Below are 23,340 nucleotides of genomic sequence, written 5' to 3' on the forward strand. Positions count from 1 at the left end.
GGAGTTCAGCTGTTGCTGAGCCTCGGGGAGGACGACCCCAGGACGCGGGCCGGTGCGGATCGCCGTGGCCGGTGGAGGCGACGACCGCTGTGGCCGCACCTGTCGCGCCGGGGCCGGCCGCCTGCTCGCGCCCCCGCCCGGCGTCCCGTCACCGGCTGCGACGACGGCGGTGGCGGCGAACCCGGAGACGGTGAGGACGGTGGCCGGCCCGGAGGTCCGCCGCCTGCCCCGCTGGGCAGGGAGAACATCCAGGCGAGGGTCGTCCCGTAGACGGCCATCGACACCGCGAGCTTGAGCAGCTTGAGCCAGACGGGCGCGCCGGACGGCATCCGGTCGGCGAACACGAGCCCGGCCGCCGAGACGACCAGCAGGAGCAGCATCGAGGCGACCATCAGCATCAACGGTCGCTGCCACCGGGACGCCCGGCGCAACGCGGCGCGAACGAGAGACATGGGACCTCCCGGGAACGACCAGACCCACCGTCCAGGCTCCAGGTCACCGGGTGTCACCGCATTGCCGTACACCCCCTTGTCGGCAGTGAGGCCCGCCCTACCCCTGGCGCCTCCTGGCGCCGTCAGTGATCCACCCGCGTGCGCCGGACGAATCACGGTCACCTCTCCAACGGAAGGGACTTCGATGGTCCAGCCACACTGGTTACGCAAGACCCTGACCGCGGGCCTGCTCCTGGCCGTGGCCGCGGGCGTCCTGACGCCCGGATCCTCCGCCGCCGCCGCGACGGCCCCGTACGCGGCCGACCTTCCCGACCTCGGCACTCCCGCCGTCGCCTACGACCGTACCTCCCAGCCCACGGCGACCGGCGTCGCCGCCCGCGGCGCCGACGGCTCGCTGCTGTACAGCGCCCGCTCCGGCTCCTCCTTCGGGCCCTTCCAGTCGCTCGGCGGGGTGATCGTCGGCGACCCGTCGGTGGTGGTGACCACCGCGGGCACCCACTTCTTCGTACGGGGCACCGACGACCAGGTGTACACCAACACGATCACCCCCTCCGGCGTCGTCACCGGCTACGCGCACGTGCCCGGCCTGACCGTCACCGGCGACGTCGAGGCGCTCGTCCCCAACCTCGCGCCCGCGGGCAGCCTGCGGATCTTCGCCCGCGGCACCGACGACGCCGTCTGGACCAACCAGCTCACCGGCGGCGCCTGGAGCGGCTGGAGCAGCCTCGGCGGCTTCGCCACCAGCGACATCACCGCCACCCGTACCTTCGCCTTCCCGAACGACACCGTCCGGGTGTTCGTCCGCGGCGCCGACCACCGCGTCTACGTGAGCAGGGTGGCGGCCAGCGGCGTCACCCCCTTCGAGCCGCTCGCGGACCTGCGGGTCACCAGCAACATCGCCGTGGCGGAGGACGCGATCTTCGGCGGCGGCTCCATCGCCGCCCGCGGCGCGGACAACGCCGTCTGGGTGCTCAACCTGTTCACCCTGCCCTACACCTGGAGGTCCCTCGGCGGCAGCGCCACGAGCGACGTCGCCCTGAGCTACCAGGCGAACGTCACCGCCCTCTACGTCCGGGGCACCGACAACGCCATGTACGTCAACAAGACGACCGCTTCCGAGGCGGCCTACCGCGGCTTCGAGCGCATCGACGGAACCGTCACCGGCAACCCGGCGGCGTTCGGCACCGGTCCCAGCGTCCCGGGCACCGGCTTCCTGCTGGCCCGCCTCGGCAGCGGCGCCCTCGGCCTGAACCTGGAGCCCAATCCCGCCGTCCTGCCGCCGCACAAGTTCGGCGGCTACAGCCCGATCCCGGGCCCGGCCGCCGGCTGAACCACGGTCGCCCGCGCCTCTCTCGAGCCGCGGGCGACCTTTGTAAGCCGCCAGCGGGCCGGTGAGGGTGAGGAAGGTCTCCGACGCCAGTCTCACGGTCCCCAGGCCCTCGCTGGTGGCCTCGGCCACGGCACGCCGGCCGGCCTCCAGCTCGCCGAGGGAACGTTCGACCTGGTCGCGGAAGAGCTTGCCCGCCTCGTTCAGCCGCAGCCGGCCGCTCCGGTCGAACAGCGGTGTGCCCAGTTCGCTCTCCAACCGGGCGATGGTACGGCTCAGCGACGGCTGGGCGACGCGAAGCTCGTCGGCCGCCCGGCTGAGGTGCTCCAGTCGCGCCACCACCAGGAAATGCCTGAGCGAGTTCAGCTCCACCATGTCTCCCTGGGCATAACGCCATACGCACGACGCCGGCCTCAAGGACACCGTCTCCTTGCGACCCGGCGAAGCAGTGGAGATCATCACCCGCTTCGACGGCTGATCATCTAGGGCCTCGTGACGCGAGAGGAAGGCGGCCGAGGGCGCGGCTGGAAAACATGACACAAGGCGTCGGGTTTTGGAGCGACCATCGGTTCCCTCGACCGGGACAACGTCCCGGTCCTGGTCAAGATGGAGGAAGGTTGACTGCGTTCGTACAGGACGTCGCAGGGGTGCGGTGCGAGACCATCGAGGTGGTGGGGGCTCGTACCAACAACCTGCGGGACGTGTCGGTGAGCATCCCCAAGGGATGCCTCATCGCCTTCACCGGGGTCAGTGGCAGCGGCAAGACCTCGCTGGCCATCGACACCCTGCACCATGAGGCCCAGCTGCGCTATCTGGAGGGGCTTTCGCCGTTCGTGCGGCAGTACATCACGCAGCGCAACCGGCCGAAGGTCGACCGCATCCTGGGACTCGGCGCGACGCTCGCGGTCGACCAACGCCGTCTGAACCGCAACCCCCGGTCCACGGTGGCGACGATCACCGGTATCGACGGGCATCTGGGGCTGTTGTACTCGCGCCTTCCGGGCGTCGGCGCGGACCCGGCGGCGCAGGGTGGGAACGGGCACCTGACGACCGCTCATTTCGACCGGAACACGCCGGAGGGGAGCTGTGCGGACTGCCACGGCGTGGGCGGGCGCTGGCAGGCGCAGGAGGACCTGGTCATCACCCATCCGGAGCTTCCGCTCTTCGAGGGGGCCTCGCCCTGGTACGCCAAGTGGCGTTCGGGGGAGCACGCGTTCGTGCCGGCGCTGGCCGAGAAACGGGGTGTGGATCTCGGCCTGCCGTGGCGGTCGCTGCCGGAGGAGTTCCGTCACTGTGTCCTGTACGGCACCGGTGAGGAGAAGGTCGAGGCGACCGTCGACATGACGAGCAAGAAGGAGACGGTCTCGGTGACCTACACCTCGAGCCAGCCGCTGCGGGGCGCGCTCGCCGAGGTGGAGCGGGTGTTCATGAACGCCCAGACCTCCAGCGCCAAGCAGCGCTACCTGCCGTACATGCGCAAGCAGCCGTGCGACGCCTGCGGCGGCAGCGGATACGACCAGGTGGCCCGGTCCGTGCGGCTCGGCGGGCTGACCTATCCCGACCTGCTGGAGGTGGAGGTACGGGAGGTGCGGAGCTGGGCGGAGCGGGTGGCCGGCGACCTGGGCGCCCGGCAGCGCGAGGTGGGTGAGCCGCTGCTGCAGGACCTGGGCCGCAGGCTCGGGATACTCGACCGGCTCGGCCTGGCCCATCTCCAGCTGTCCCGGAGCGCCGCGACGTTGTCCGGCGGCGAGTTGCAGCGGACCCGGCTCGCCGCGCAGCTCAGCACCGAGCTGAGCGGTCTCATCTTCGTCCTGGACGAGCCTGGGGCGGGGCTGCATCCGGCGGACAAGGCGCATCTGCTCGACATCGCCCTGGAGCTGCGCAAGGCCGGCAACACGGTGCTCCTGGTCGAGCACGACCCCGAACTGATCGCCCGGGCCGACTGGGTGATCGACATGGGGCCCGGCGCGGGCCGCCTCGGCGGTGAGGTCCTGGTGTCGGGGCCTCCCGCGGCCGCGGCCGCCCATCCGACGTCGCTGACCGGACGCTATCTGGCCGGTGAGGGGCCGCGGCTGCGCCGGACCCGCCGTCCGGCAGGGGATGACATCGGCTGGGTGGAGCTGCACGGCCTGCGCGCGCACAACATGACCGCGGACCTGGTGCGTTTCCCCGCCGGTCGGCTCACCTGCCTGACGGGGGTGAGCGGCAGCGGCAAGAGCAGTCTGCTCGGCGCGCTCGCGGCGAGCGTGGAGGCCGCGCTGAACGGGACGAGGACGGACATGGTGCGGCAGGTGACCGGCCTGGAGGGGTTCGACTGGGTCGCCGTCGTCGATCAGGAACCGCTCGGGCGCACGCCGCGGTCCAACCCGGCCACGTACAGCAAGGCGTTCGACATCGTCCGCCAGCTGTTCGCCGAGACGGACGTGGCGCGCGAACGCGGGGTCAAGGCCTCCTGGTTCAGCTTCAACACCGCGGGCGGCGGCCGCTGCGAAACCTGCACCGGTTACGGCCGCAAGCTGGTTGACATGCACTTCCTGCCCGATGTGTGGGTGGTCTGCGACGCGTGCGAGGGCCGGCGCTACAAGCCGGAGGCCTTGGAGATCAGGTATCGGGGATTGGCCATCGATCAGGTGCTGGAGCTGACCGTCGCCGAGGCCGTGGAGCGGTTCTCCGAGCCCCGGCAACTCGCGGAGATCCTGGGAGCCTTGAACCAGGTCGGGCTCGGCTATCTCCAGCTCGGTCAGAGCGCCACCGAGTTGTCCGGCGGCGAGGCGCAGCGGCTGAAACTGGCGTCCGCCATCCAGCGCGGCGCCGCGGGCCGCAAGGCCGGCCTCGTCGTTCTCGACGAACCCGTCTCGGGCCTGCACCCGTCGGACATCCAGCGTGTGGTGGACGCGCTCGACGTGCTGCTCGACTCGGGCAACACCGTCGTCGTGGCCGAACATGACATCCCCGTCGCCGCGTCCGCGGACTGGGTGATCGACCTGGGGCCGGGAGCCGGTCCGGACGGGGGCACGGTGATCGCGGAGGGAACCCCGGACGCCGTCGCGACCGCGGACACCCCGACCGCTCGTTTCCTCCGCCGGTACGCGGCGGGCCTGCCGCTCCTGGAAGTGCGAGAAGGTGCGCGCTGCTGATGCCCTCTCACAGAGGCGAGCATGGGTGAGTCAGAGCCCCGCTTCCCGCGCCGGCGCCGCCTGTCATGCCGCTGACCGAGGGTCCGGTCGTTCGCAGCAGGAGCGCCAGGGCCCAGTCCTGGTCGTTGGCCAGGGGGTCCGGACGATGGGCCGGGCGGCCGTCCACGCAGCTCGGCATCACGAAGGCGCAGGTCGCGCGGCCGTCGGGGGTGAAGTCGACGAGGTTGGCCGCGAAGATCGCGTCCGCGGTCCGCCGGCTCTCCTCGGTCTGCAGCTGTGCGGGGAGCCGGCGGAGGGCCACCGCGGTCAGGACGCTCCAGTAGTGCGGGAACACGTCGCCCCACTGCCGGTCGATGCCGAACCAGTAGCCGTCCCAATGCCGGATGCCGATGTCACGCAGCCGCACGTGCGGCTGCGGCCCTCCGAAGGCCCGCAGCCACGTCACCGCGGGACGCAGCGCGGCGACGAAGCGCTCGTCGGGCCGCAGGGCGTACGCGGTCGCGAACAGGCTCACCAGCGGCGCGACCATCGACTGTTCGTACGTGACCTCGTGCGCCGGCAGGTCGGTGCCGAGGTCCACGAAGCGATCGGCGTGGTCGATCAGGGCCTCGCGCAGCGAGCCCGCCCGCTCCGGATGGCCCTGGCCCTCCAGTGCGTCGGCGACCCCGGCGACGGCCTCGGGGTGCCCGATCAGGAGATGGTCGGCGGCGCCCAACGCGTAGCCGGACTCCAGAAGGGACGCGGCGAGGTCCAGGTCGGCGCCGTCGCCGTAGAGATGGAACTGGTCGAGGAAGAAGTGCGCGAGCCACGGCGTGTTGTAGAGCCGCAACGGCTCGGCACCGGGCCGGCTGCCGCGATGGACGGAGCCGTCCGGCTGGACGAGCCGTTCCCGGGCGAAGCGCGCGAATCCCCGCAGCGCGTCGTCGATCGCCTGCCGGTCGCCCCAGCCGCGCCGCCGCGCCTGTTGCAGCAGCACGGCCATCCCGGTCCGCTCGGCGCCGTCGGTCCAGTCGGGCCAGCCATTCTCCGTCTGACGTAACCCGGTGCGGGTGTCCACGGGCACGAACGCGTGCCGCTCGGGATCCGGCCGTTCGACCGGCCGGTGTTCGTGGAGGATGCGTTCGACCCGTGCCTCGGTGAGCAGCCGGACCGGGGCCAGGAAGGCGACCGCCGTACGGCTCGTGCGCCCGTCGCGCTCCAGGTCGAGGTGCTGGACGCCGTGGCGGACAGCGGTCTCCCCGGACAGGAGCTTCGTTCCGGCGGCGAGCTCTACCGCCGGCTTCGAGCCGAGCGGCGCGGTCAGCGAGGGCAGCCGCGCCGGAGCGTCCGTGGCGGCGAGGAACGCCTCGCGGCTGTCGTACCAGCCGAGCTCCCACGACAGCGTGTGGCTCTCCCCCGCGGCCAGCGTCAGGATCGGCTGCCCGCCGAAAGCGTCGGGGTTTCGGGCATGATCGGTCGGGTGGACGAGGAGGTGGCCTCGGGCGTTCGACGAGGTGCGCCGGTTGCGGGACTCGACCGAGTACGCCCACAGGCTCCCCTCCCGCACGATCACCCCGAGCAGCGGCGCCGCCCCGGACATCGGCTCGGCCAGGATCCATGACCACGCGCCGCCGGTGAAGACGTGCGCGTGGCAACCGTGGGCCAACGCCGACCGCGCCCCGTCGTAGACGTCACGTACCGGCACGTTCAGCGCCAGCCCCGTGATCTCGACGGCGCGGTCGCCGGTGTTCGTCCACCGGTAGGTCTCGGCCCAGTGGTCGCCGTCGGTGCGGCGCTCGATGCTCAGCTCCAGGTCCGCTCGCGGCCGATGCCACGCGGTCACGCCGCCGGCGTGCCAGTCCACCGCGTTCGCGGTCTGCCATCGGCCGGACCCCTCGGGCGTGATGACGAAACCTGAGCCCCAGGAGTGATCAGGACCATGCCATTCCTCCAGTGCCTCGCTGAGGAGATAGACCCGGCCGGGGTCCCGGGGATGCAGGAACGCCGCCGGCGCTCCGTCGGGGCCCAGCTCGACGCCGCCCCCGCCGAACATGAACGTCTTCGTCATCCTGACCTCAGGCGATGTAGGGAAGTTGCGCCGGCTCGACCTGTCCGAGCAGCGGCACACCGTTGGCGAACCTGCCGACCTCGGCCACCGCGAACTCGCCGAGCCTGCGCATCTCACGCCCCTGCGCACCGGCCAGGTGCGGAGTGACGAGGACGTTGGGCAGGGCGAAGAGCGGATGCCCCGGTGGCAGCGGTTCGGGGTCGGTCACGTCGAGGATGGCGGAGATCCGGCCCGTGGCGCACGCCGCGGTCAGCGCCTCGGTGTCGATCAACGAGCCGCGGGCGGTGTTGACGACGACGGCGCCGTCCGGCAGCAGGGCGAGCCTGCGGGCGTCGAGCATGTGGCGGGTCTCGGGCAGGGCGGGGGCGTGCACGGTGACGAGGTCGCCGCGGCGGCAGAGCTCATCGAGGCTCACCGGCTCGACGCCGAGGGCCGCGGCTTCGGCCGTGCTCACGTGGGGGTCGTACAGCAGCACCTCCACGTCGAAGGCCCGCAGACGGCGCAGCACCAGCCGGCCGATCCGGGAGGCGCCGATCACGCCCACCGTGCAGTCGTGCAGGCCGGTGCCGTCGCCGGAGAGCCAGTCCCTGGGGCCGTCCTCGCGGGCGGCGGCGTAGCGCCGGGCGCGGGTGAAGGCGCGCTTGGCGCCCAGGACGAGCATGGCGAGGGTGTAGTCGGCCACCGGGACGGCGTTGGCGTCGGCCGCCGAGGACACGACGACGCCCCTGTCGTACACGGCGGGAGCGACGCGGGCCTTGACGGTGCCGGCGGCGTGGATGACGGCCCGCAGCCGGGGCGCGGCCGTCAGCACCGCCTCGTCGACGCGCGGGCCTCCCCAGCCGGTGAGCAGGATGTTCGCCTCCGCCAAGGCGGCGGCGGCCTCCGGTCCCTCGAACGAGGTGAAGGTGGTCGCCGGGTCGATGTCGGCCAGTTGCCGTAACCGGGTGAGCAGATCGGCCGGGAAGACGTCGCCGAACGCCCAGGGGGCGATGGCGAAGACCGCGACGGGTCGCCGTAGCACGGATCAGCTCCTATGAGACGTGGGACCTTCATGTAAACGCTTCCTCAGTTCGAGGCAACTGTACGAGATCACGTCCCCCGTCACAACGCTGCTTCTCCAGGAAGACTCCATGAGACCGCTATTGACGGTCCTATGTAACCGCTTTATGTTGATGAACATTCTGTTTCGAGCTGGGCACGCGAGAGAGGCGTAGCACGTGAGCATGACGCGGGTCCGCAGCGACACCGGCGCGGCCAGCCCGCCCACCGAGAGGACAGGGACGGCGCACAACCGCCTGCGCCGCATCCGCGCCGACCGCGTGCTGCTGCTCATCGCGGTGCCGGGCCTGGTGTACTTCCTGGTCTTCCACTACGGCGCGATGTTCGGCAACGTGCTGGCGTTCATGAACTACGTCCCGTTCCTCGGGATCTCGGGCAGCGAATGGGTGGGCCTGGCGCACTTCGAGCGCATGCTCACCGACCCCGGGTTCTGGAACGCGGTGCGCAACACCCTGACGATCGCCGTCCTGCAACTGGTGTTCTTCTTCCCTGCCCCGCTGGCTCTCGCCCTGCTGCTGCACAGCATCGTCGGCGACACGGTCAGGAAGTTCGTGCAGAGCGTGGTCTACCTGCCGCACTTCCTGTCGTGGGTGATCGTGCTGGCGCTGTTCCAGCAGATGCTCGGCGGCGCGGGCGTGGTCAACGGCTGGCTGTCCGACCTGGGCGCGGGCAGCATCTCGATCATCGGGAACCCGGACGCGTACGGGCCGCTGGTGGTCGCCCAGCTCGTCTGGAAGGAGTGCGGCTGGGCCACCATCATCTTCCTGGCCGCGCTGTCGCAGGTCGACGAGCAGCAGTACGAGGCCGCCGCCATCGACGGCGCGAGCTGGGGCCGCCGCCTGTGGCACGTCACCCTGCCCGCCATCCGCCCGGTCATCGTGCTGCTGCTGGTGCTGCGCCTGGGCGAGTTCCTGTCGATCGGGTTCGAGCAGTTCTTCCTGCAACGCCAGTCGGTCGGCCCGGAGACCGGCGAGGTGCTGGAGACGTTCGTCTACTTCACCGCCTTCGCGGGCGGCGACTTCGGCTACGCCGCCGCCGTCGGGCTGTTCAAGGGCGTGATCGGCGTCGTCCTCATCCACACCGCCAACAAAGTGGCGCACCGGCTCGGTGAGCAGGGGGTTTACAAGGCATGAGCACCACCACGCAAGCGCCCGCCTGGATGGGGCGCCCCACCGTCGCCGTCCGCGCGCTCAAGGCGGTCGCGCTGAGCGTCGTCGTGCTGCTGGTGCTCTTCCCGCTGTGGACGGTGCTGGCCACCAGCCTCGCGAGCCCGCAGAACGTCATCGACAACGGCGGCTGGGTGATCTGGCCGACGGAGTTCTCCTTCGACGCCTACGGCGACATCCTGGCCGGCGGCATCATCACCCGCGCCCTGGTCATCAGCACCGGCATCACGCTGGTCGGCACGGCTCTGAGCCTGGCCTGCACCATCGCGCTGGCGTACACGCTGAGCCGGCCGAAGGTCTACGGCGGCAAGCCGATGCTGCTGCTGGTGCTGTTCACGTTCCTGTTCCCGCCCGGCATGGTGCCGCTGTTCCTGGTCGTGCAGAGCGCCGGCCTGGTGGACAACTACGCGGCGCTGATCCTGCCGTTCCTGATCAACGTGTTCAACCTGGTCGTGATGCGCGGCTTCTTCCAGTCGATCCCGCAGGAGCTGATCGACGCCGCCCGCATGGACGGCGCCGGCGAGCTGGCGATCCTGCGCAAGGTCGTGCTGCCGCTGTCCAAGGCGGTCATCGCGGTGATCGGCCTGTTCTACGCGGTGTCGTACTGGAACCGCTTCTTCGAGGCGATCATCTACTTCAACGACCAGAGCAAGTGGCCGATCGGCACCGTCCTGCGCCAGTACGTCACCGGCGGCGCCTCCCTGTCCGAGACGGCGGGCGAGATGGCCACGGCCTCGCCGCAGTCGGTCCAGATGGCCGTCGTCATCCTGGCCACCCTGCCGATCGTGTGCGTGTACCCGTTCCTGCAGCGCTACTTCGCCAAGGGCGTGCTCACCGGCGCGCTCAAGGCCTGAACCCCCCGAAGGAACCTCGTCATGGACAACATCATGAACCGTCGCGGCCTGCTCAGAATGGCCGGCGCGGGAGCCCTCGGCCTGGCCGCCGCACCCCTGCTGTCCGCCTGTGGCGGCGGCAGTGGCGGCGGCTCGGGCACCGGCGGCGTCTCCAACGCGGGCAAGCAGCTGGCGCCCTGGCCGACCTACGTGCCCTTCGCCGGGCCGAAGCCGGACGCGCCGGGCGACGACACCGGCGTACAGCCGCTCTACCTGACGTACCCGGAGACGCTGACGCAGTCGGTCGACGACACCGTCGGCGACGGCTCGAAGGTGACCGCGCTGGTCGTGACGTACGGCCCGCCGCCCGCGCCCGTCGCCCAGAACCGGTACTGGCAGGCGATCAACAAGGCGCTCAACGTCGACCTGCAGGTGACCATCATCCCCGACCCCGAGTACGGCCAGAAGATGACCACCCTGATGGCCTCGGGCAGCGACCTGCCGGACATCATCATGTTCACCAACCTGGCGCTGCCGCACTCCCTGGAGTTCATCCAGGCCCGGTGCGCCGACCTGTCGGAGTTCGTCGCGGGTGACGCCGTCAAGCAGTACCCGAACCTGGCCAACATCCCCACCTACGCCTGGAAGGGCATGGGACGGATCAACGGCAAGATCTACGGCATCCCGCTGGAGCGGCCCATGCCGGCCAACAGCCTGTTCGTCAACCGCACGGCCATGGACGAGGCGGGCATCCCCAAGGACTGGACCGCCGAGCAGTACCTGGACGCGATGAAGGAGCTCAGCGGCGAGCGCAAGTGGGGGCTCGGCTGGTACAAGACGCTCTTCACCGGCCTGGGCTGCATCAGCTACCACGCCGGCGCGCTCGGCGCGCCCAACATCTGGGCGGTCTCGGGCGGCCAGTTCACCTCGACGATCACCACTCCGCAGTTCGAGCAGGCCATCGACGTCATGCGCAAGCTGGTGGAGGCCGAGTCGGTGCATCCCGACAGCCTCACCGTCAGCTCCACCGACATGCAGAGCTACTTCTACAACGGCACGGTCGCCTCCTCCCAGGACGGCTTCGGGTCGTTGTCGCCGACCACCCTCACCAAGATCAACGGCAGGTACGAGCTCGACCTGGGCCGCCCGTACAGCCCGCAGGCCACGCCCTGGCAGAGCGCCGGCATGTTCGGCTACGTCACCTTCAAGAAGGCCCCCGCCGACCGGATCAAACTGCTGCTGCGCATCAGCGACTACCTCAGCGCCCCGTTCGGCACCAAGGAGTACGAGCTGGCCAACTACGGCGTCGAGGGCGTGCACTTCACCAAGGAGGACGGCGGCATCAAGACCACCGACCTCTACCAGACGGAGAACAACAACACCCTCCCCTTCCGCTACATCGGTGCCGCGCCGTCGGTCCTCTACCTCCCCGGCCATCCGGAGACGGCCAAGGCCACCTACGAGTGGCAGCAGGCGACGCTGCCGAAGAGCGTCCCCAATCCCGGTCAGGGGCTGCGTTCGGCCACCCAGGTGAGCAAGGGCGCCCAGCTGAACCAGATCCTCGGGGACGGCATCGCGGCCATCGCCTTCGGCCGCAAGCCGCTGTCGGCCTGGAAGGACGTCGTCGCCCAGTGGAAGCGGACCGGCGGCGACCAGATGGCCGGGGAGTTGGCCGAGGAGTACGCGGCGAACCAGTGACGCCGGGTGCAACCGCTTCCACCCGGCCCCGGGAGAGGTACGATTTGACACCTCCGCAGGGGAGCGAAACGATCGATGCAACCGGTTTACCAGCCATAGACCTGACAGGTGAGGGTGCATGTCCCGGCGCGCGACATCCGAGGGTGAGGACCGGCGGGCGGTGACGATCCGCGACGTGGCCGCCCACGCCGGCGTGTCCGTCGCCACGGTCTCCCGCATCCTGTCCGGCTCCTACCCCAGCGCCCCCGCCACCCGCAGCAAGGTCATGAAGGCGGTCCGCGAGCTCGACTACGTCGCCAACGCCAACGCCCGCGGCCTGGCCGGGGCCCGCAGCCGCAGCGTCGCCATCATCGTCACCTCCGTCGTGTCGCCCCACTACGCGCACGTCGCCCAGGGCGTCCAGACCCAGGCCGCCCTCGAAGGCAAGCTCTGCATCGTCGGCACCACCGGCGGCGACCCCGAGCGCGAGCTCGCCACGGTCCAGCTCATGCGGCAGGAGCAGGCCGAATGCGTGATCCTCGTCGGCAACGTCGTCAACAACGACGCCTACCGCGAGCGCATGGCCGACTACGCCCGCGCCCTGGCCGCCGCCGGCTCCCAGCTCGTCCTGTGCGGCCGCCCCACGCTGGGCCCCGACGTGCCCGCCCTCGTTGTCGAGTACGACAACACCGGCGGCGCCTACGCCATCACCAGCCACCTGCTCTCGGCCGGCCATCGGCGCATCCTGTTCCTCGGCCGCCGCGAGGGCTACACCACGCCCGACAGCCGCGTCGCCGGCTACCGCCGGGCCCTGGCCGACTTCGGCGTCGCCCACGACCCCGGTCTGGAGATCGACGGCACGATGGAGCGCAGCGAGGGCTACCGCATGATCCGGGAGCGCCTCGCGGCGGGACCGGCCGACTTCACCGCCGTCTTCGCCGGCAACGACCTCCTCGCGGCCGGCGCCCGGCAGGCGCTGCGCGAGCATGGGCTGCGGGTGCCCGACGACATCTCCATGGTCGGCTTCGACGACCTGCCCACCGCCGCCGACATCGACCTCACCACCGTCCACGTGCCGCACGAGGAGCTCGGCCGCACGGCCGTCCGCATGGCATTGGAACGCGGGTCCGGCGAGGCCGGCACGGGCCACGTCATGCTCGGCACGCACATCGTCGTGCGCGACTCGGTCCGCACGCTGAAGCCCGCGCCACCGCGGGAGTGACTCCCGGCGCTGTTCAGGCGGTCACCCTCGCACGCACGAGATTGTGGTCCGACAGGCCGTCCGCGTCCTCGACGGCCGCGTCGCGGGCCTCGCCTCCGCGTACGACCACGTGGTCGATGAACGGCGACTTCGTGCCCTCCGTGCGCGGCCGGGTCGGCAGCGCGTCCGGCGGGAGGTCCGCGACGGTGAACGCGGGGCCGAGGCCGGCGAGCACGGCGGCCCGGTCGGTGTTGAAGTCACCGAGCAGGACGACCGGCTCCGGCGAGGCGGCGGCCAGCTCCGAAAGGCGTTCCAGCTGGCGCGCGCTCCGTTCACCGGAGCTCACGTGGACGGCGATCACGAGAACCCCGGCGGTCCGGACGGCGAGCAGACCCTTGCCCGGATCTTCCTCGAAGGGTTCGGCGGCGACCTGCCGGGCCGGTCCGTCCACCGCCAGCACGAGGTGTTCGCGCGGATCGTCGAGGGGGGAGGCGCCGTTGCGCGGTGCCGGGACACGCGGATAGGTCAGGGCATGGACCGTCCGGCCGGGCAGGGCACGACGCAGGGCGGCCAGCTGGTCCCCGCTGACCTCCTGCAGGGCGATGACCTGCTCGGCGCGGCCGGCGAGCCGGGCCGAGACGGCGGCGATCCGCTCCGGCTCGTCCGGCCAGCGCGCCGGGATGTCCGCACCCCAGTTCTCCGCGTGGATGCGGTGCAGAACGTTCCAGGTCATCACGGTGATCATGGGTCGTCATCCTACTGAGGCACGGAGTCGGGATCCGCCGGGGGCCGCCGGCACCGGTTCCGGCGGGCCTCGGCACGATCACCTCAGATGTGCTCTCCGACCAGGGCGAGGCACTGGAAGACGGCCAGGCCGTACTGTGCGCTGGCGTTCGTCGACAGATTCGCCTCGTCCACCGGGTTCAGCACGGCCGACCCCTCGACCCGCCGCGAGGCGAACGGATGGTTGTCGGGGTAGCCGGCGTGGCCGGTGCGCAGCTCCTGCCAGGCACGTTTGGCGAGGGCCTGGTCGTTCAGCTGCACGGCCGCGTACGCGGTGGCCCGCGAGTAGGCCTGCCTGAGGTTGAGGTTGCCCCAGTCGGCGCCGGTGACCTCCTTCTGCTCGGCCTTGGTCGCGTTGTAGAGGCGGCAGAACTCCACCCACTTCGCCTTCACGGCCTGGTCGTCGATCAGGCCGATCAGCTCGGTCATGACCTCGATGAGCCCGAAGACGGAGCTGAGGCTGCCGATGCTCACCGACTTCTCCGTCATCGGGGCGAAGCGGCCGTCGGCCAGGTTGTACGTGACGTCCCCGCCCTGCACCCAGCCGTTGGGCAGCGCCGCGATCGTGGTGGCGCCGTTGACCAGCTTGGTGCGGGCGATCGGGTCGCCGCCCCGCTCCCACTCCGTCAGCCACGCCATCGCCAGGGCGCCCCAGTCGGTGGTCGTGCCGACGCCGAGCGCCTTGGGGTCCGGGTCGAACGGCCGGCCGCCCAGCTTGCGTACGGGGTCGAGCACGAGGAAGCTGCGGTCGGAGTCGATCAGGTCGTGCAGCACGTCGCCGATCCGCTCGTCGGCCGTCAGGAAGTAGTAGAAGCGCTTGTAGCCGGCGTTGCTGATGCGCACCTGCTTGGCGCTGTCGCCCCAGTGCATGACGCCGTGCCGGGTGCCCAGGCCGCGCCACTTGCCGAGGTGGTACATGTCCACCTCGCTGGTGTGGCGGGTCATCGCCTCGGCGAAGCGGAACGCCTGCGCGTCCCCGGTGCGCAGGTAGTGGTACCAGAGCCACAGGTCGGTGGACAGCTCGGAGTTGTCCCAGGCGTAGCCGCCGACGTCGTAGCTCCACACGTGCCGGTCGCCGTCGTAGCTGTGCATGATGTCGCCGTAGTCCCAGAATCCGTACCAGGAGCGCTGGTCCACCTGCTCGCGGTGGTACTTGTGCACCAGGTCGAGCCTGTCCTCCAGCGCCGCCTTGGCCGGGACCGACCGGTCCACCGGTGACCAGGAGCCGAACACGCCGGCCGCGTGGTTGTGCCGAGGCGGGCTGATCAGCAGGGGCGGGGTGGCGTTGGCGTCGGCGAGCCGGGCGAAGCGCTCGCTCGCCGGGGTGGCCTCCAGCGCCCAGAACGTCAGCTCGGTGGTGCGCGCGACGCCGTACGGGGTGCCGAAGCCGGGCTCGTAGTCCTCGTAGGTGATCTCCAGGGCGTCGAGCTGCTCCGGGTAGGTGTCCTGGCCCATGCCGTCGTGGTAGAACCGCAGGTCCATCGCGCCCGCCCGGGGCGACCACATCCACACCGTGGCCTGCGCCTCGTCGGAGGCGGCGCCGGTGATCTCCAGCTCGGTCGGGCAGAGCTGCCAGAAGTTCCGCATGCCGAACGCGAGCCCGCCGGTCGGCCCGCCGACGTAGGCGAGCCCGGCGGCCCGGCGCCCGCCGTCCACGCGCACCCACGAGTGGCCTTCCTTGGTGCGCTTGTGGATCTCGAAGCCGTGCGCGTTGAGCTGGCTCAGCCGGTGGTCGCCCCAGGCCGGGATCCAGTGCAGGCGCGTGGTGACGCGCTGGTCCCAGGTGGCCGGGTCGGGGGTGGCCTTGCCCTGGTACTGGGCCTGCCGGACGGCCTGGCCGGGGTCGCGGCGCAGACCGGTGACGCCGCGTACGGCCTCGGCCAGCACGCCGTCGCCCTCGCCCGCGAAGCGCACGTGCCGGTCGTGCAGCTCGCCCCGCATCGGCACGGCGAAGCGCACGCCCAGGCCGTTGACGAAGTCCTTGCCCTCGTCGCCGTCGTAGACGAAGGTGTGCACCACGCGGATCGCGTCGGAGCCCGCGTACAGGTAGAACCGCACCGTGAACGGCAGCCACTCGCGCCGCCCCTTCTTGTGCCTGCCCTCCACCTTGACCACCGCCCGGACGGGGCCGTTCTGCTCGACCTTCACCGACGAGACATGGCCGGTGAACGACTCGGTCTTGCCGGCCTCCTCGGGCTTGTCCTGGCGGGAGGCGATGAGGCGGCCGTCCTTGGCGACGACGGTCGCGCCCCGCGTGATCGACTTGACCAGGTGCTCGCCCGAGCGCCCGAACGCCACCGTGATCACCCCGGTGTCCACGGTGACCTGGCCGCCGGCGGTCCTGACGACCACCGGCTTCGCGGGCTGCGCCGCCGTTCCCGCGGCCAGCCGGTACGTCCGCGCGCGCGGCTCGGCCCCGCTCACCGCGTGCGCGGTCCACTTCACCGAGCCGTCCGGCCAGAAGCCGATCGGCCACGACTGCACCGGCACCTGGGCGCCCGCCTCGGTGGTGAGGGTGAACTGCTGCTCAGGCGCGAACGCGCCGCGCGGCCACGGCACGCCCCACGTCGTTCCGCCGGTCAGCTCGGCGGGGGCGCCGCCTTCGAGCCAGGTCAAGGTGATCGGGTCATGCCCCTTCAGATCCACGGGCGCGGCCGTCGGGGTGGCCTGCGCCGCGGCGGGACTGGCACCGCGGAAGGCCAGCGCCGCCGCGGCGCCCGCCGCCGTGGTGGCCAGCATGGACCGCCGGCTGATTTCAACCACGAAAATCGAACTCCTTCCGTACGACAGGGGATCAGTAGCTGATGTTCGGCCGGGGCGGCGTGGTCATGCCGTTGCCGAGGTAGTAGTCGACGTGGTGGTCCTGCAGGTAGCCCTTGACGGTCAGGTCGTTGCGGTAGGCCGGGTTGTGGGCGAGCGTGTAGAGCCGGGTGGTGGTCGGCCTGTCGGTGGTGAAGACGAGCAGCTCGTCGTACTCGGGAGTGGTCATCACCACCTCCTCGCGCCAGTCGCCGAGGATGTCGCCGATCAGCGCGGGATACTGCGTGCCGTTGTTGACCGCGCCGAAGTTCCACGTGGTCACCTGCCGTGACACGCCTCCCGTCGCGGGGTCCCACTTCTCGATCCGGCCGTCGTTGAACAGCTCCGTGGTCAGGTCGCCGTCCCAGAGCACGCTCAGATGCGGCCAGGGGCCGATGGCCTGGGTGAGCGTGTTGGTGCGGGCGTTGTAGACACCGGAGAACGACCAGACCTCCATGCCCAGGTGGCGCGGGTCGATGTCGGCGGCCATGCCGCGTCCGACGTCGCCGACGCCGGCCTCGACGTGCTGCCAGAGCATGTTGCCGTTCTTGGCGCCGTAGTAGTACTCGCGCAGGCCGCTCGGGTTGTCCTGCTGCACGCCGTACCCCTCCAGGCCGGCCCGGCGGGGGTCCATGTCGGCGACGTGCCAGCGGTCGCCGTGCACGACCCCCTCGTCGGCCAGGCTGTAGCGCAGGGTGCCGTCGCCGTTGAGCGCGAACCCGATTTCGGCGATCTCGTCATCGCCGTCCTGGTCCAGGTCGATGATGCGGGTGTTGTGCCCGTCGGGGGCGGCCTGCGAGCCGCGCAGCCACTTCCACTGCCTGCTCAGCGTGCCGCCCGAGAGCTTCCACGCGGTGAACATGAGGTTGAAGCCGCCGTCGCCGACCCGGTTCTTCATGTACGCCACCAGGCTCGGCGTCACGCCGTCGAGGTAGCCGACGCCGAGGCGGGCCCCCATCGGGCCGTCGGCGAGGTAGTCGGTCGGCACGGGGGCGCTCGCCCGCAGCGCGCCGGTCCGGCCGTCGAGGATGGCGATGGCCTGGTGGGTGTCGCTCGGCAGGCCGGTGTACGTCGTGCCGTTGCCGAAGACCACCCCGTTGGCGATGCGTACCGCCACCTCCGCCCGGCCGTCGCTGTCGAGGTCGTGGACCGTGACGCCGTCCCAGTGGCCCACGTCCACGGTGGACGAGCCGGGCTCGATGTTGTCCTGGTCGGTGCTGTTCGGCCCCAGATTCACCGACCAGAGGAAGACGCCGTCGTTGCGGTAGGCCTCGATCGTCTGGGGTGAGGTCTGACGATCGAGCACGTAGTCGTACTCCCCGTCGCCGTTGAGGTCGCCCACCCAGACGAACTTCACCGGCCCGCCCGCCCGCAGGGGGACGCGGACGACGGGTTCGGTCGCGTGGCCGGCGCTCAGCGTGAAGGCGGCGCTCGGCGTCTGCTCCGCGCCGTTGACCACCGGCCGGACCCGGTAGCTGTTGGCCTTGGTGAGGTCGGCCGTGGAGTCGGTGTAGTTGGTGCCGCCGGTCAGGGCGGAGGAGTTGAGCTTGACGTACGAGCCGCCGGCGGTGGACCGGTAGACGTTGAAGCCGATCCCGTCAGGGTCCAGCCCCAGCAGCCGCCAGGTCACCAGCACGTTCGTGCTGCTGGAACGCACGGCCACGACGCCGCGCCCCAGGTTCTCCATCGGACGTGCGGCCGCCGCTTGTTGCGTGGGGGCGGCCGACGCCGGGGGCGCGGTCAGCGCCGTACAGGCGAGCAGAACGACGATAGCTCGATGTCGGCGTAAGGCATGCATGAACGTCTCCTTGTCACGAGGGGGGAGCCGGTCACTGATCCGGCCGGGAGCAGAGGAGATGATGCGGCTCGTCGAAACTCTCACGAGTTGAACCGTTTACGTGGATGTCATCGGACCATAGGCAGGAACGCCCGTCAAGCCTTACCCTGACGCCGGCCTGCGCATCTCGCCTGCGCGACGTCGCTGAGCAGCCCTGAACAGGGATTCAACACAAACCGGATACCAGGCGGTCTCATGACATCCTGCCGAGCACCACCTCTGAATCCGCCTCCCCTGCTTGCACAACCCCCGAGAAACCGTTTAAATCCGGGTGTCCACCACGAGCCCCCGCGACTTGTTCGCAAGCCTCCGGAAAGCGCTTACCCGAGGAGCCCAGTGAGACAACGCCGCCCCCTGCTCGCCATCGCCGCCCTGCTCTCCCCGTTGCTCATCGGCTCCCCCGCCCTGGCCCACGGACATCCCCCACGGCCGTACGAGGACCTGGCATCCCACTGCACCGGCACGTCGCCCATCGTCTGCACGTTCGACGTCCCCACCGGCAACTACGACGTGACGGTCGTCCTCGGCGACGCCCAGGTCGCCGCACAGACCTCCGTGCACGCCGAGGTCCGACGTTCGATGGTGCCGCTCACCGCGACAGAACCGGGCGCGTTCGCTCGCCGCGGCTTCACCGTCAACGTCCGCGAGCCCGAGGGCGAGCCCACCGGCCCGCTCGGCACGCCCGGCCTGACCCTGACCTTCGACGGCCCGGCCCCGCACGTCGCCAGGATCAAGGTGGCCCCCGCCCGCCGCGTCCGCCAGCTCTTCATCGCCGGCGACTCCACCGCCTGCGACCAGAGCAGCCACCCCTACTACGGCTGGGGACAGGCGCTGCCCTCCTTCCTCGGCCGGGGCCTCTCCGTCGTCAACCACGCCGACAGCGGCGAGAGCAGCGTCACCTTCCGCGACGGCGAGGCGTTCTTCCCCGCGATGAAGCCCCGCATCCAGCGCGGCGACCTCGTCCTCATCCAGTTCGGCCACAACGACAAGACCACCACCGCCGAGGACTTCCGCGCCAACCTCTCGGCCATGGTCGCCGGCGTACGCGAGCAGGGCGGCCGGCCCGTGCTGGTCTCCTCCGTCGTACGCCGCCGCTTCCAGGGCACCCAGCTCAACGACCTCGGCCTCATCATCCACGGCGACGTGAACCTGCCCGCCGAGACCCGAGCGGTCGCCGCTGCCGAGAACGTCCCGCTCATCGACCTCACCGCCCGCACCGAGCAACTCGTCGAATCCCTCGGCCCCGAGGGCTCCAAGCCGATCTACCTCACCGACGTCAACGGCGACAACACCCACCTGTCCGAGTACGGCGCCCATCAGTACGCGGCACTCGCCGTCGAGGAGCTGCGCGCAGCCCACCTCATCCACCCGTGACCGGGGCAGGACGGCGCAAATGTCAGCCGGTTCCCTGGACCATCGAACGAGGAAGGGGACGAGCAGCCCGGGGCGCGCCGTCCTCTACCTCGATCCGCTGCCGACCGGCTCGATCCGGACCGTGAGACGCCGGCCCGCGCGGGAAAGGTCGTCCAGACCGGCCTCGACGACGCCGAGCCGGACCAGCCCCGGATCGGGCACCGTCTGGCCGAGGTCGTCGTAGTAGACGGCGATCATCCCGCTCACCGGCCAGAAGTAGATGCCACCCGCGGCGGGATCGTGAACCGGCGTACCGCCTCCCCCGGCCGTGAGCGGTCGCGGCAGGGGCCCCGCCTTCGCCTGCCCCCACGCGTCCGCCAGTTGCACGGTCAACGGGAGCATCGCGATGAACTGCCGCGACACCATCGTGTCGGTCAACCTCGCGGCGACGACCTGATCGCCGAACCGCAGCACCACGGGCACCCCCGACCCGGCGCCCGCCACGCGCGGCGACGACACCGGCAGCGTCCTCGTCCCGGCGCCCAGCGGGCCTGCCGGCGCCGAGCACCCCGCCAGGAGGCCGGCCAGCAGGCAGGCCGCCAGGCGGCGGATCCCAGCGGCGGCGGCCGCGATCACAACCTCGCTCATGGCAGCCAGCACACCCGCCCCAGCCCGGCCGAGGAAGTCTCTGCCGATGGGTGTACTCCCAGTACATCCCACGTGCCGCAGAGCCTGACGTACCGTTGCGGCATGGACAACCGGTCCGAAGTGCGGGCATTCCTCACCTCACGCCGCGCGAAGATCACGCCCGGGCAGGCGGGCCTGCCCGTAGCCGGGCGACGACGCGTTCCCGGCCTCCGGCGCAGCGAGGTCGCCGCCCTGGCCGGGATGAGCGTGGAGTACTACGCCAAGCTCGAACGCGGCCACCTGGCCGGAGTCTCGGCCGGCGTCCTCGACGCGCTCGCCCGCGCCCTGCACCTGGACGACGCCGAACGCGCCCACCTGCTGCGCCTCGCGCACGAGGCCGACGGCAGCAACGCCATTTTGCGCCGACGCCGCCCCAAGCAGCCGACCGCACGGCCCACCCTCCAGTGGATGCTCGACGCCATCGCCACCGCCCCGGCGATCATCGGCAACCACCGCTCCGACCTGCTGGCCGCCAACCACCTGGGCCGGGCCCTGTACAGCGATCTGTACAGCGATCTGTACGCCGGCCCGACCCGGCCGCCGAACTTCGCCCGCTTCACCTTCCTCGACAGCGCGGCACGCCGCTTCTTCCCCGACTGGGACCTGGCCGCCGACATGACCGTGGCCAACCTACGCACCGCCGCCGGCCAGGACCCGCACGACAAGGGCCTGCATGACCTGGTCGGGGAGCTGTCCACCCGAAGCGACGACTTCCGCCGCCGATGGGCGGCCCACAACGTCCGCACCCACGGCACCGGCGTCAAGCACTTCCGCCACCACGTCGTAGGCGACCTCACCCTCACCTACGAGAGCATGGACCTGCGCGCCGAGCCCGGCCTGTCCATGACGATCTACACCGCCGAACCCGGCTCCCCCTCCGAGGACGCGCTACGCCTGCTCGCCTCCTGGTCCGCCACCCAAGAACACCCCGAGCGCCCCCAGGACACGGGCCACCCACGCATGGGACGCCCCTGACGCGACCGTCGCCGTGGATCGTCACGACGTGAGCCGGTTGCCCGATTCATGACGATGTCATAGTGAGCTGGTGATCACGTCTCTGGTTCGTACCGCGCCTGGCCAGCAGTGTTGTCTCCAGTCGATCCGAAGGAGACATCATGATTGCCCCGCGCTGGAGAACCTGGCACGGCCCGCTCGTCATCTGCGCCGTCGCGATGGCGGCGCTCATGTCGGTGAGCGCCGTCGGCCTGGTGGTCGACGGGCGGACCGTCATGGGAGAAGGGGTGTGGCTCAAGCCGTTCAAGTTCGCCGCCTCCTTCAGCCTGTACGCGCTCACGCTCGCCTGGATGATCAGCCAGGTGAAGCGGTGGCGGCGGACCCTGTGGTGGCTGGGCACGGTGACGGTGGCGCTGTTCGTGCTGCCGGAGATCTCGGCGATCACCTTCCAGGCGGTACGCGGGGTGCGCAGCCACTTCAACTTCGCCACCACGCTCGACAAGTCGGTGTTCACGGTGATGGGAGGGGCCGCCTACCTGGGCTGGGCGCTGACGCTGGCGCTGGGGATCTTCCTGGTCATGCAGCGCCGGGTGAACCGGGCGATGGCGTGGGCGATCCCGCTGGGGGTGGCGATCTCGCTGGCGGGCATGTCGGTCGGCTACCTGATGACCGCGCCGACGCCGGAGCAGGCGCAGGCCCTGGCCGGCGGCGCCAAGCTGATCACGATCGGCGCGCACACGGTCGGCGCGCTCGACGGCGGCCCGGGGATGCCCCTGCTCGGCTGGGCGACCGGTGGCGGCGACCTGCGGGTGGCCCATTTCGTCGGACTGCACGCACTGCAGGCGCTGCCGCTGATCGCACTGTGGGTGCGCCGGGTCCCGCTGGTGCTCGTGGCCGCCTTCGGGTACGCCGGTCTCACCGGACTGCTGGTCTGGCAGGCGCAGCGCGGCCAGGCACTCATCCACCCCGACGCGACGACCCTGCTCGCCGCCGGTGCTCTCCTGGCGGTGGTGGCGGTGGCGACGGCAGTCCTACGACGCTCCCCGGTCCGCTCCGAAACCCCCGGACAGAACACCTTCGTCGAGCCGACGCAACGACGGCGCGAGCCCGCCGGACAACACTGACAAGCCAGTGACGGAGCCTCCGGCCAGCCTCCTGAGAAGCCACAGGCGTCCACTCCGCCGTCTCGACGAGAGAGCCACCCTCACCCCGTGCCCGCCGACGCAGGACGCAGAACCTCGCTCCCCCGCTCAGGCAGGGCACGGGTCCCTGCTTCCCCTCTGAGGCAGGATGCGGAACCCTACTGCTCCCCACTGACTGATGAACTCGGTCCCGGAGCATCGGATCCCGTTCATCCCGGTCCGCGTCGCCGGTGGCAACCGCAGCGTGCCGCGATGCCCAGCGCACGATCGACGGCATCGTCCGGTTCACTCGTCCGGCAGGGCGAGCGTGCGGGCCGCGTGGCCGGCCCACGCCGTCAGGAACGTCTCCCGGTCCAGGTCGCCCGGCGTGTGGCCGATGAGAATGCGCAGCAGCGGGAAGTAGGTCAGCGACGAAATGAGCACGGCGGCCGTGGCCTCCGGATCGGCCCGCCGGGCCAGCCTGGCCCGCACCGCGCGCGTGTCCCAGGTCGAGGACGTCACGAACTGCTGCAGCCCTTGGTGGTCCACCCCCAGGCAGCCCGCCATCGGCTGCATCGATTTGCGCCGTCCATCGAGCAGCAGACCACGCAGGTAGGTCATCCCCTTCGCTCGTTGATCCGAGCGTGGCATGGGCGCGAACATTTCCGCGGCGAACGTCTCAAACCGTTGCCGCACCCTCGAAAGCTCGTCAGGGGTCACCGCAGCATGAAACTACCCGCATCGCCTCGAGGTCTCTACGCCAAAAGGACCTAACAAAGAACTACTAGGGGACGCCGGCCGCGGAGCAGGCGTCCGCGGAGCAGGCGGCCTCAGCGCCGCCGTCCCCGGCGTCGGCCGCGGTGCGCCCTGCTCAGGCGGATCACCGGTGATCCGCGCTGAACAGGGC

16 protein-coding genes and 2 pseudogenes are annotated in these 23,340 nt (G+C 70.9%); 9 read left to right on the forward strand and 9 right to left on the reverse strand.

What is annotated here, in order from left to right; translation table 11 throughout:
• Positions 1-5: 5 nt before the first annotated feature.
• Complete coding sequence (locus ABD292_RS14335; protein WP_344207669.1) at positions 6-452, reverse strand: hypothetical protein; 447 nt, start codon at positions 450-452, stop codon at positions 6-8.
• Between the two features lie 184 nt (positions 453-636).
• On the opposite strand from ABD292_RS14335, the gene ABD292_RS14340 reads away from it, so the two are divergent.
• Positions 637-1,782 carry a DUF8189 domain-containing protein gene (locus ABD292_RS14340; RefSeq protein WP_344207670.1) on the forward strand — a complete coding sequence of 382 codons (1,146 nt, stop codon included), beginning with the start codon at positions 637-639 and terminating at the stop codon, positions 1,780-1,782.
• Between the two features lie 198 nt (positions 1,783-1,980).
• Here ABD292_RS14340 and ABD292_RS48955 read toward each other — a convergent pair.
• Positions 1,981-2,238, reverse strand: a pseudogene (locus tag ABD292_RS48955) (helix-turn-helix domain-containing protein); the annotation flags it as partial.
• 158 nt (positions 2,239-2,396) lie between these two features.
• Here ABD292_RS48955 and ABD292_RS14345 point away from each other — a divergent pair.
• The gene (locus ABD292_RS14345; RefSeq protein WP_344207671.1) at positions 2,397-4,916 is read left to right on the forward strand and encodes an excinuclease ABC subunit UvrA; all 2,520 of its coding nucleotides are present in this window, start codon (positions 2,397-2,399) and stop codon (positions 4,914-4,916) included.
• Between the two features lie 7 nt (positions 4,917-4,923).
• Here the strand turns inward: ABD292_RS14345 and ABD292_RS14350 are convergent, their stop codons facing one another.
• Both ABD292_RS14350 and ABD292_RS14355 read right to left on the reverse strand, forming a co-directional pair.
• Positions 4,924-6,963, reverse strand: coding sequence for a hypothetical protein (locus ABD292_RS14350; protein WP_344207672.1), 2,040 nt, complete (start codon positions 6,961-6,963; stop codon positions 4,924-4,926).
• Positions 6,964-6,970: 7 nt separating this feature from the next.
• Positions 6,971-7,984, reverse strand: coding sequence for a hydroxyacid dehydrogenase (locus ABD292_RS14355; RefSeq protein WP_344207673.1), 1,014 nt, complete (start codon positions 7,982-7,984; stop codon positions 6,971-6,973).
• 202 nt (positions 7,985-8,186) lie between these two features.
• On the opposite strand from ABD292_RS14355, the gene ABD292_RS14360 reads away from it, so the two are divergent.
• From ABD292_RS14360 to ABD292_RS14375, 4 genes are all read left to right on the forward strand, one after another.
• Positions 8,187-9,155: an ABC transporter permease gene (locus ABD292_RS14360; protein ID WP_344207952.1), complete on the forward strand. Its 969-nt coding sequence runs from the start codon at positions 8,187-8,189 to the stop codon at positions 9,153-9,155.
• Complete coding sequence (locus tag ABD292_RS14365; RefSeq protein ID WP_344207674.1) at positions 9,152-10,042, forward strand: carbohydrate ABC transporter permease; 891 nt, start codon at positions 9,152-9,154, stop codon at positions 10,040-10,042. The genes ABD292_RS14360 and ABD292_RS14365 overlap by 4 nt, the downstream gene beginning before the upstream one ends.
• A gap of 21 nt (positions 10,043-10,063) precedes the next feature.
• Positions 10,064-11,719, forward strand: a complete 1,656-nt coding sequence (locus ABD292_RS14370) for an extracellular solute-binding protein (RefSeq protein ID WP_344207675.1) — start codon at positions 10,064-10,066, stop codon at positions 11,717-11,719.
• 118 nt (positions 11,720-11,837) lie between these two features.
• On the forward strand, positions 11,838-12,920 hold the full coding sequence (locus tag ABD292_RS14375; protein WP_344207676.1) for a LacI family DNA-binding transcriptional regulator: 1,083 nt from the start codon (positions 11,838-11,840) through the stop codon (positions 12,918-12,920).
• Between the two features lie 13 nt (positions 12,921-12,933).
• Here ABD292_RS14375 and ABD292_RS14380 read toward each other — a convergent pair whose 3' ends face one another.
• The 3 genes from ABD292_RS14380 to ABD292_RS14390 all read right to left on the reverse strand — a co-directional run bounded on the left by ABD292_RS14380 (position 12,934) and on the right by ABD292_RS14390 (position 18,279).
• The gene (locus ABD292_RS14380) at positions 12,934-13,644 is read right to left on the reverse strand and encodes an endonuclease/exonuclease/phosphatase family protein (protein ID WP_344207677.1); all 711 of its coding nucleotides are present in this window, start codon (positions 13,642-13,644) and stop codon (positions 12,934-12,936) included.
• A gap of 83 nt (positions 13,645-13,727) precedes the next feature.
• Positions 13,728-16,445, reverse strand: a complete 2,718-nt coding sequence (locus ABD292_RS14385) for an exo-rhamnogalacturonan lyase family protein (RefSeq protein WP_344207678.1) — start codon at positions 16,443-16,445, stop codon at positions 13,728-13,730.
• A gap of 31 nt (positions 16,446-16,476) precedes the next feature.
• A complete protein-coding gene (locus ABD292_RS14390) occupies positions 16,477-18,279 on the reverse strand; it encodes a rhamnogalacturonan lyase family protein (protein WP_344207679.1) in 1,803 nt (600 codons plus the stop codon).
• A gap of 375 nt (positions 18,280-18,654) precedes the next feature.
• On the opposite strand from ABD292_RS14390, the gene ABD292_RS14395 reads away from it, so the two are divergent.
• Positions 18,655-19,692 carry a rhamnogalacturonan acetylesterase gene (locus ABD292_RS14395; protein WP_344207680.1) on the forward strand — a complete coding sequence of 346 codons (1,038 nt, stop codon included), beginning with the start codon at positions 18,655-18,657 and terminating at the stop codon, positions 19,690-19,692.
• A gap of 84 nt (positions 19,693-19,776) precedes the next feature.
• Here ABD292_RS14395 and ABD292_RS14400 read toward each other — a convergent pair whose 3' ends face one another.
• On the reverse strand, positions 19,777-20,319 hold the full coding sequence (locus ABD292_RS14400; RefSeq protein WP_344207681.1) for a cyclophilin-like fold protein: 543 nt from the start codon (positions 20,317-20,319) through the stop codon (positions 19,777-19,779).
• Between the two features lie 102 nt (positions 20,320-20,421).
• Between ABD292_RS14400 and ABD292_RS14405 the strand changes: the two genes are divergently transcribed.
• A complete protein-coding gene (locus ABD292_RS14405) occupies positions 20,422-21,333 on the forward strand; it encodes a helix-turn-helix transcriptional regulator (protein ID WP_344207683.1) in 912 nt (303 codons plus the stop codon).
• Between the two features lie 140 nt (positions 21,334-21,473).
• Entirely contained in the window at positions 21,474-22,436 is a 963-nt protein-coding gene (locus tag ABD292_RS14410; RefSeq protein WP_344207684.1) for a hypothetical protein, read from the forward strand.
• Positions 22,437-22,847: 411 nt separating this feature from the next.
• On the opposite strand, the pseudogene ABD292_RS14415 reads toward ABD292_RS14410, so the two are convergent.
• Positions 22,848-23,153 (reverse strand): annotated as a pseudogene (locus tag ABD292_RS14415) (transposase); the annotation flags it as partial.
• Positions 23,154-23,340: the final 187 nt, after the last annotated feature.

It is taken from the genome of Nonomuraea bangladeshensis, from assembly GCF_039529455.1.
Lineage (GTDB): Bacteria > Actinomycetota > Actinomycetes > Streptosporangiales > Streptosporangiaceae > Nonomuraea > Nonomuraea bangladeshensis.

Excerpts from the sequence above, each read along its gene's own strand:
- ABD292_RS14335 (WP_344207669.1), bottom strand. The coding sequence starts at position 452 with ATGTCTCTCGTTCGCGCCGCGTTGCGCCGGGCGTCCCGGTGGCAGCGA.
- ABD292_RS14340 (WP_344207670.1), top strand. The coding sequence starts at position 637 with ATGGTCCAGCCACACTGGTTACGCAAGACCCTGACCGCGGGCCTGCTC.
- ABD292_RS14350 (WP_344207672.1), bottom strand. The coding sequence starts at position 6,963 with ATGACGAAGACGTTCATGTTCGGCGGGGGCGGCGTCGAGCTGGGCCCC.
- ABD292_RS14360 (WP_344207952.1), top strand. The coding sequence starts at position 8,187 with ATGACGCGGGTCCGCAGCGACACCGGCGCGGCCAGCCCGCCCACCGAG.
- ABD292_RS14365 (WP_344207674.1), top strand. The coding sequence starts at position 9,152 with ATGAGCACCACCACGCAAGCGCCCGCCTGGATGGGGCGCCCCACCGTC.
- ABD292_RS14370 (WP_344207675.1), top strand. The coding sequence starts at position 10,064 with ATGGACAACATCATGAACCGTCGCGGCCTGCTCAGAATGGCCGGCGCG.
- ABD292_RS14375 (WP_344207676.1), top strand. The coding sequence starts at position 11,838 with ATGTCCCGGCGCGCGACATCCGAGGGTGAGGACCGGCGGGCGGTGACG.
- ABD292_RS14380 (WP_344207677.1), bottom strand. The coding sequence starts at position 13,644 with ATGATCACCGTGATGACCTGGAACGTTCTGCACCGCATCCACGCGGAG.
- ABD292_RS14390 (WP_344207679.1), bottom strand. The coding sequence starts at position 18,279 with ATGCATGCCTTACGCCGACATCGAGCTATCGTCGTTCTGCTCGCCTGT.
- ABD292_RS14400 (WP_344207681.1), bottom strand. The coding sequence starts at position 20,319 with ATGAGCGAGGTTGTGATCGCGGCCGCCGCCGCTGGGATCCGCCGCCTG.
- ABD292_RS14405 (WP_344207683.1), top strand. The coding sequence starts at position 20,422 with ATGGACAACCGGTCCGAAGTGCGGGCATTCCTCACCTCACGCCGCGCG.
- ABD292_RS14410 (WP_344207684.1), top strand. The coding sequence starts at position 21,474 with ATGATTGCCCCGCGCTGGAGAACCTGGCACGGCCCGCTCGTCATCTGC.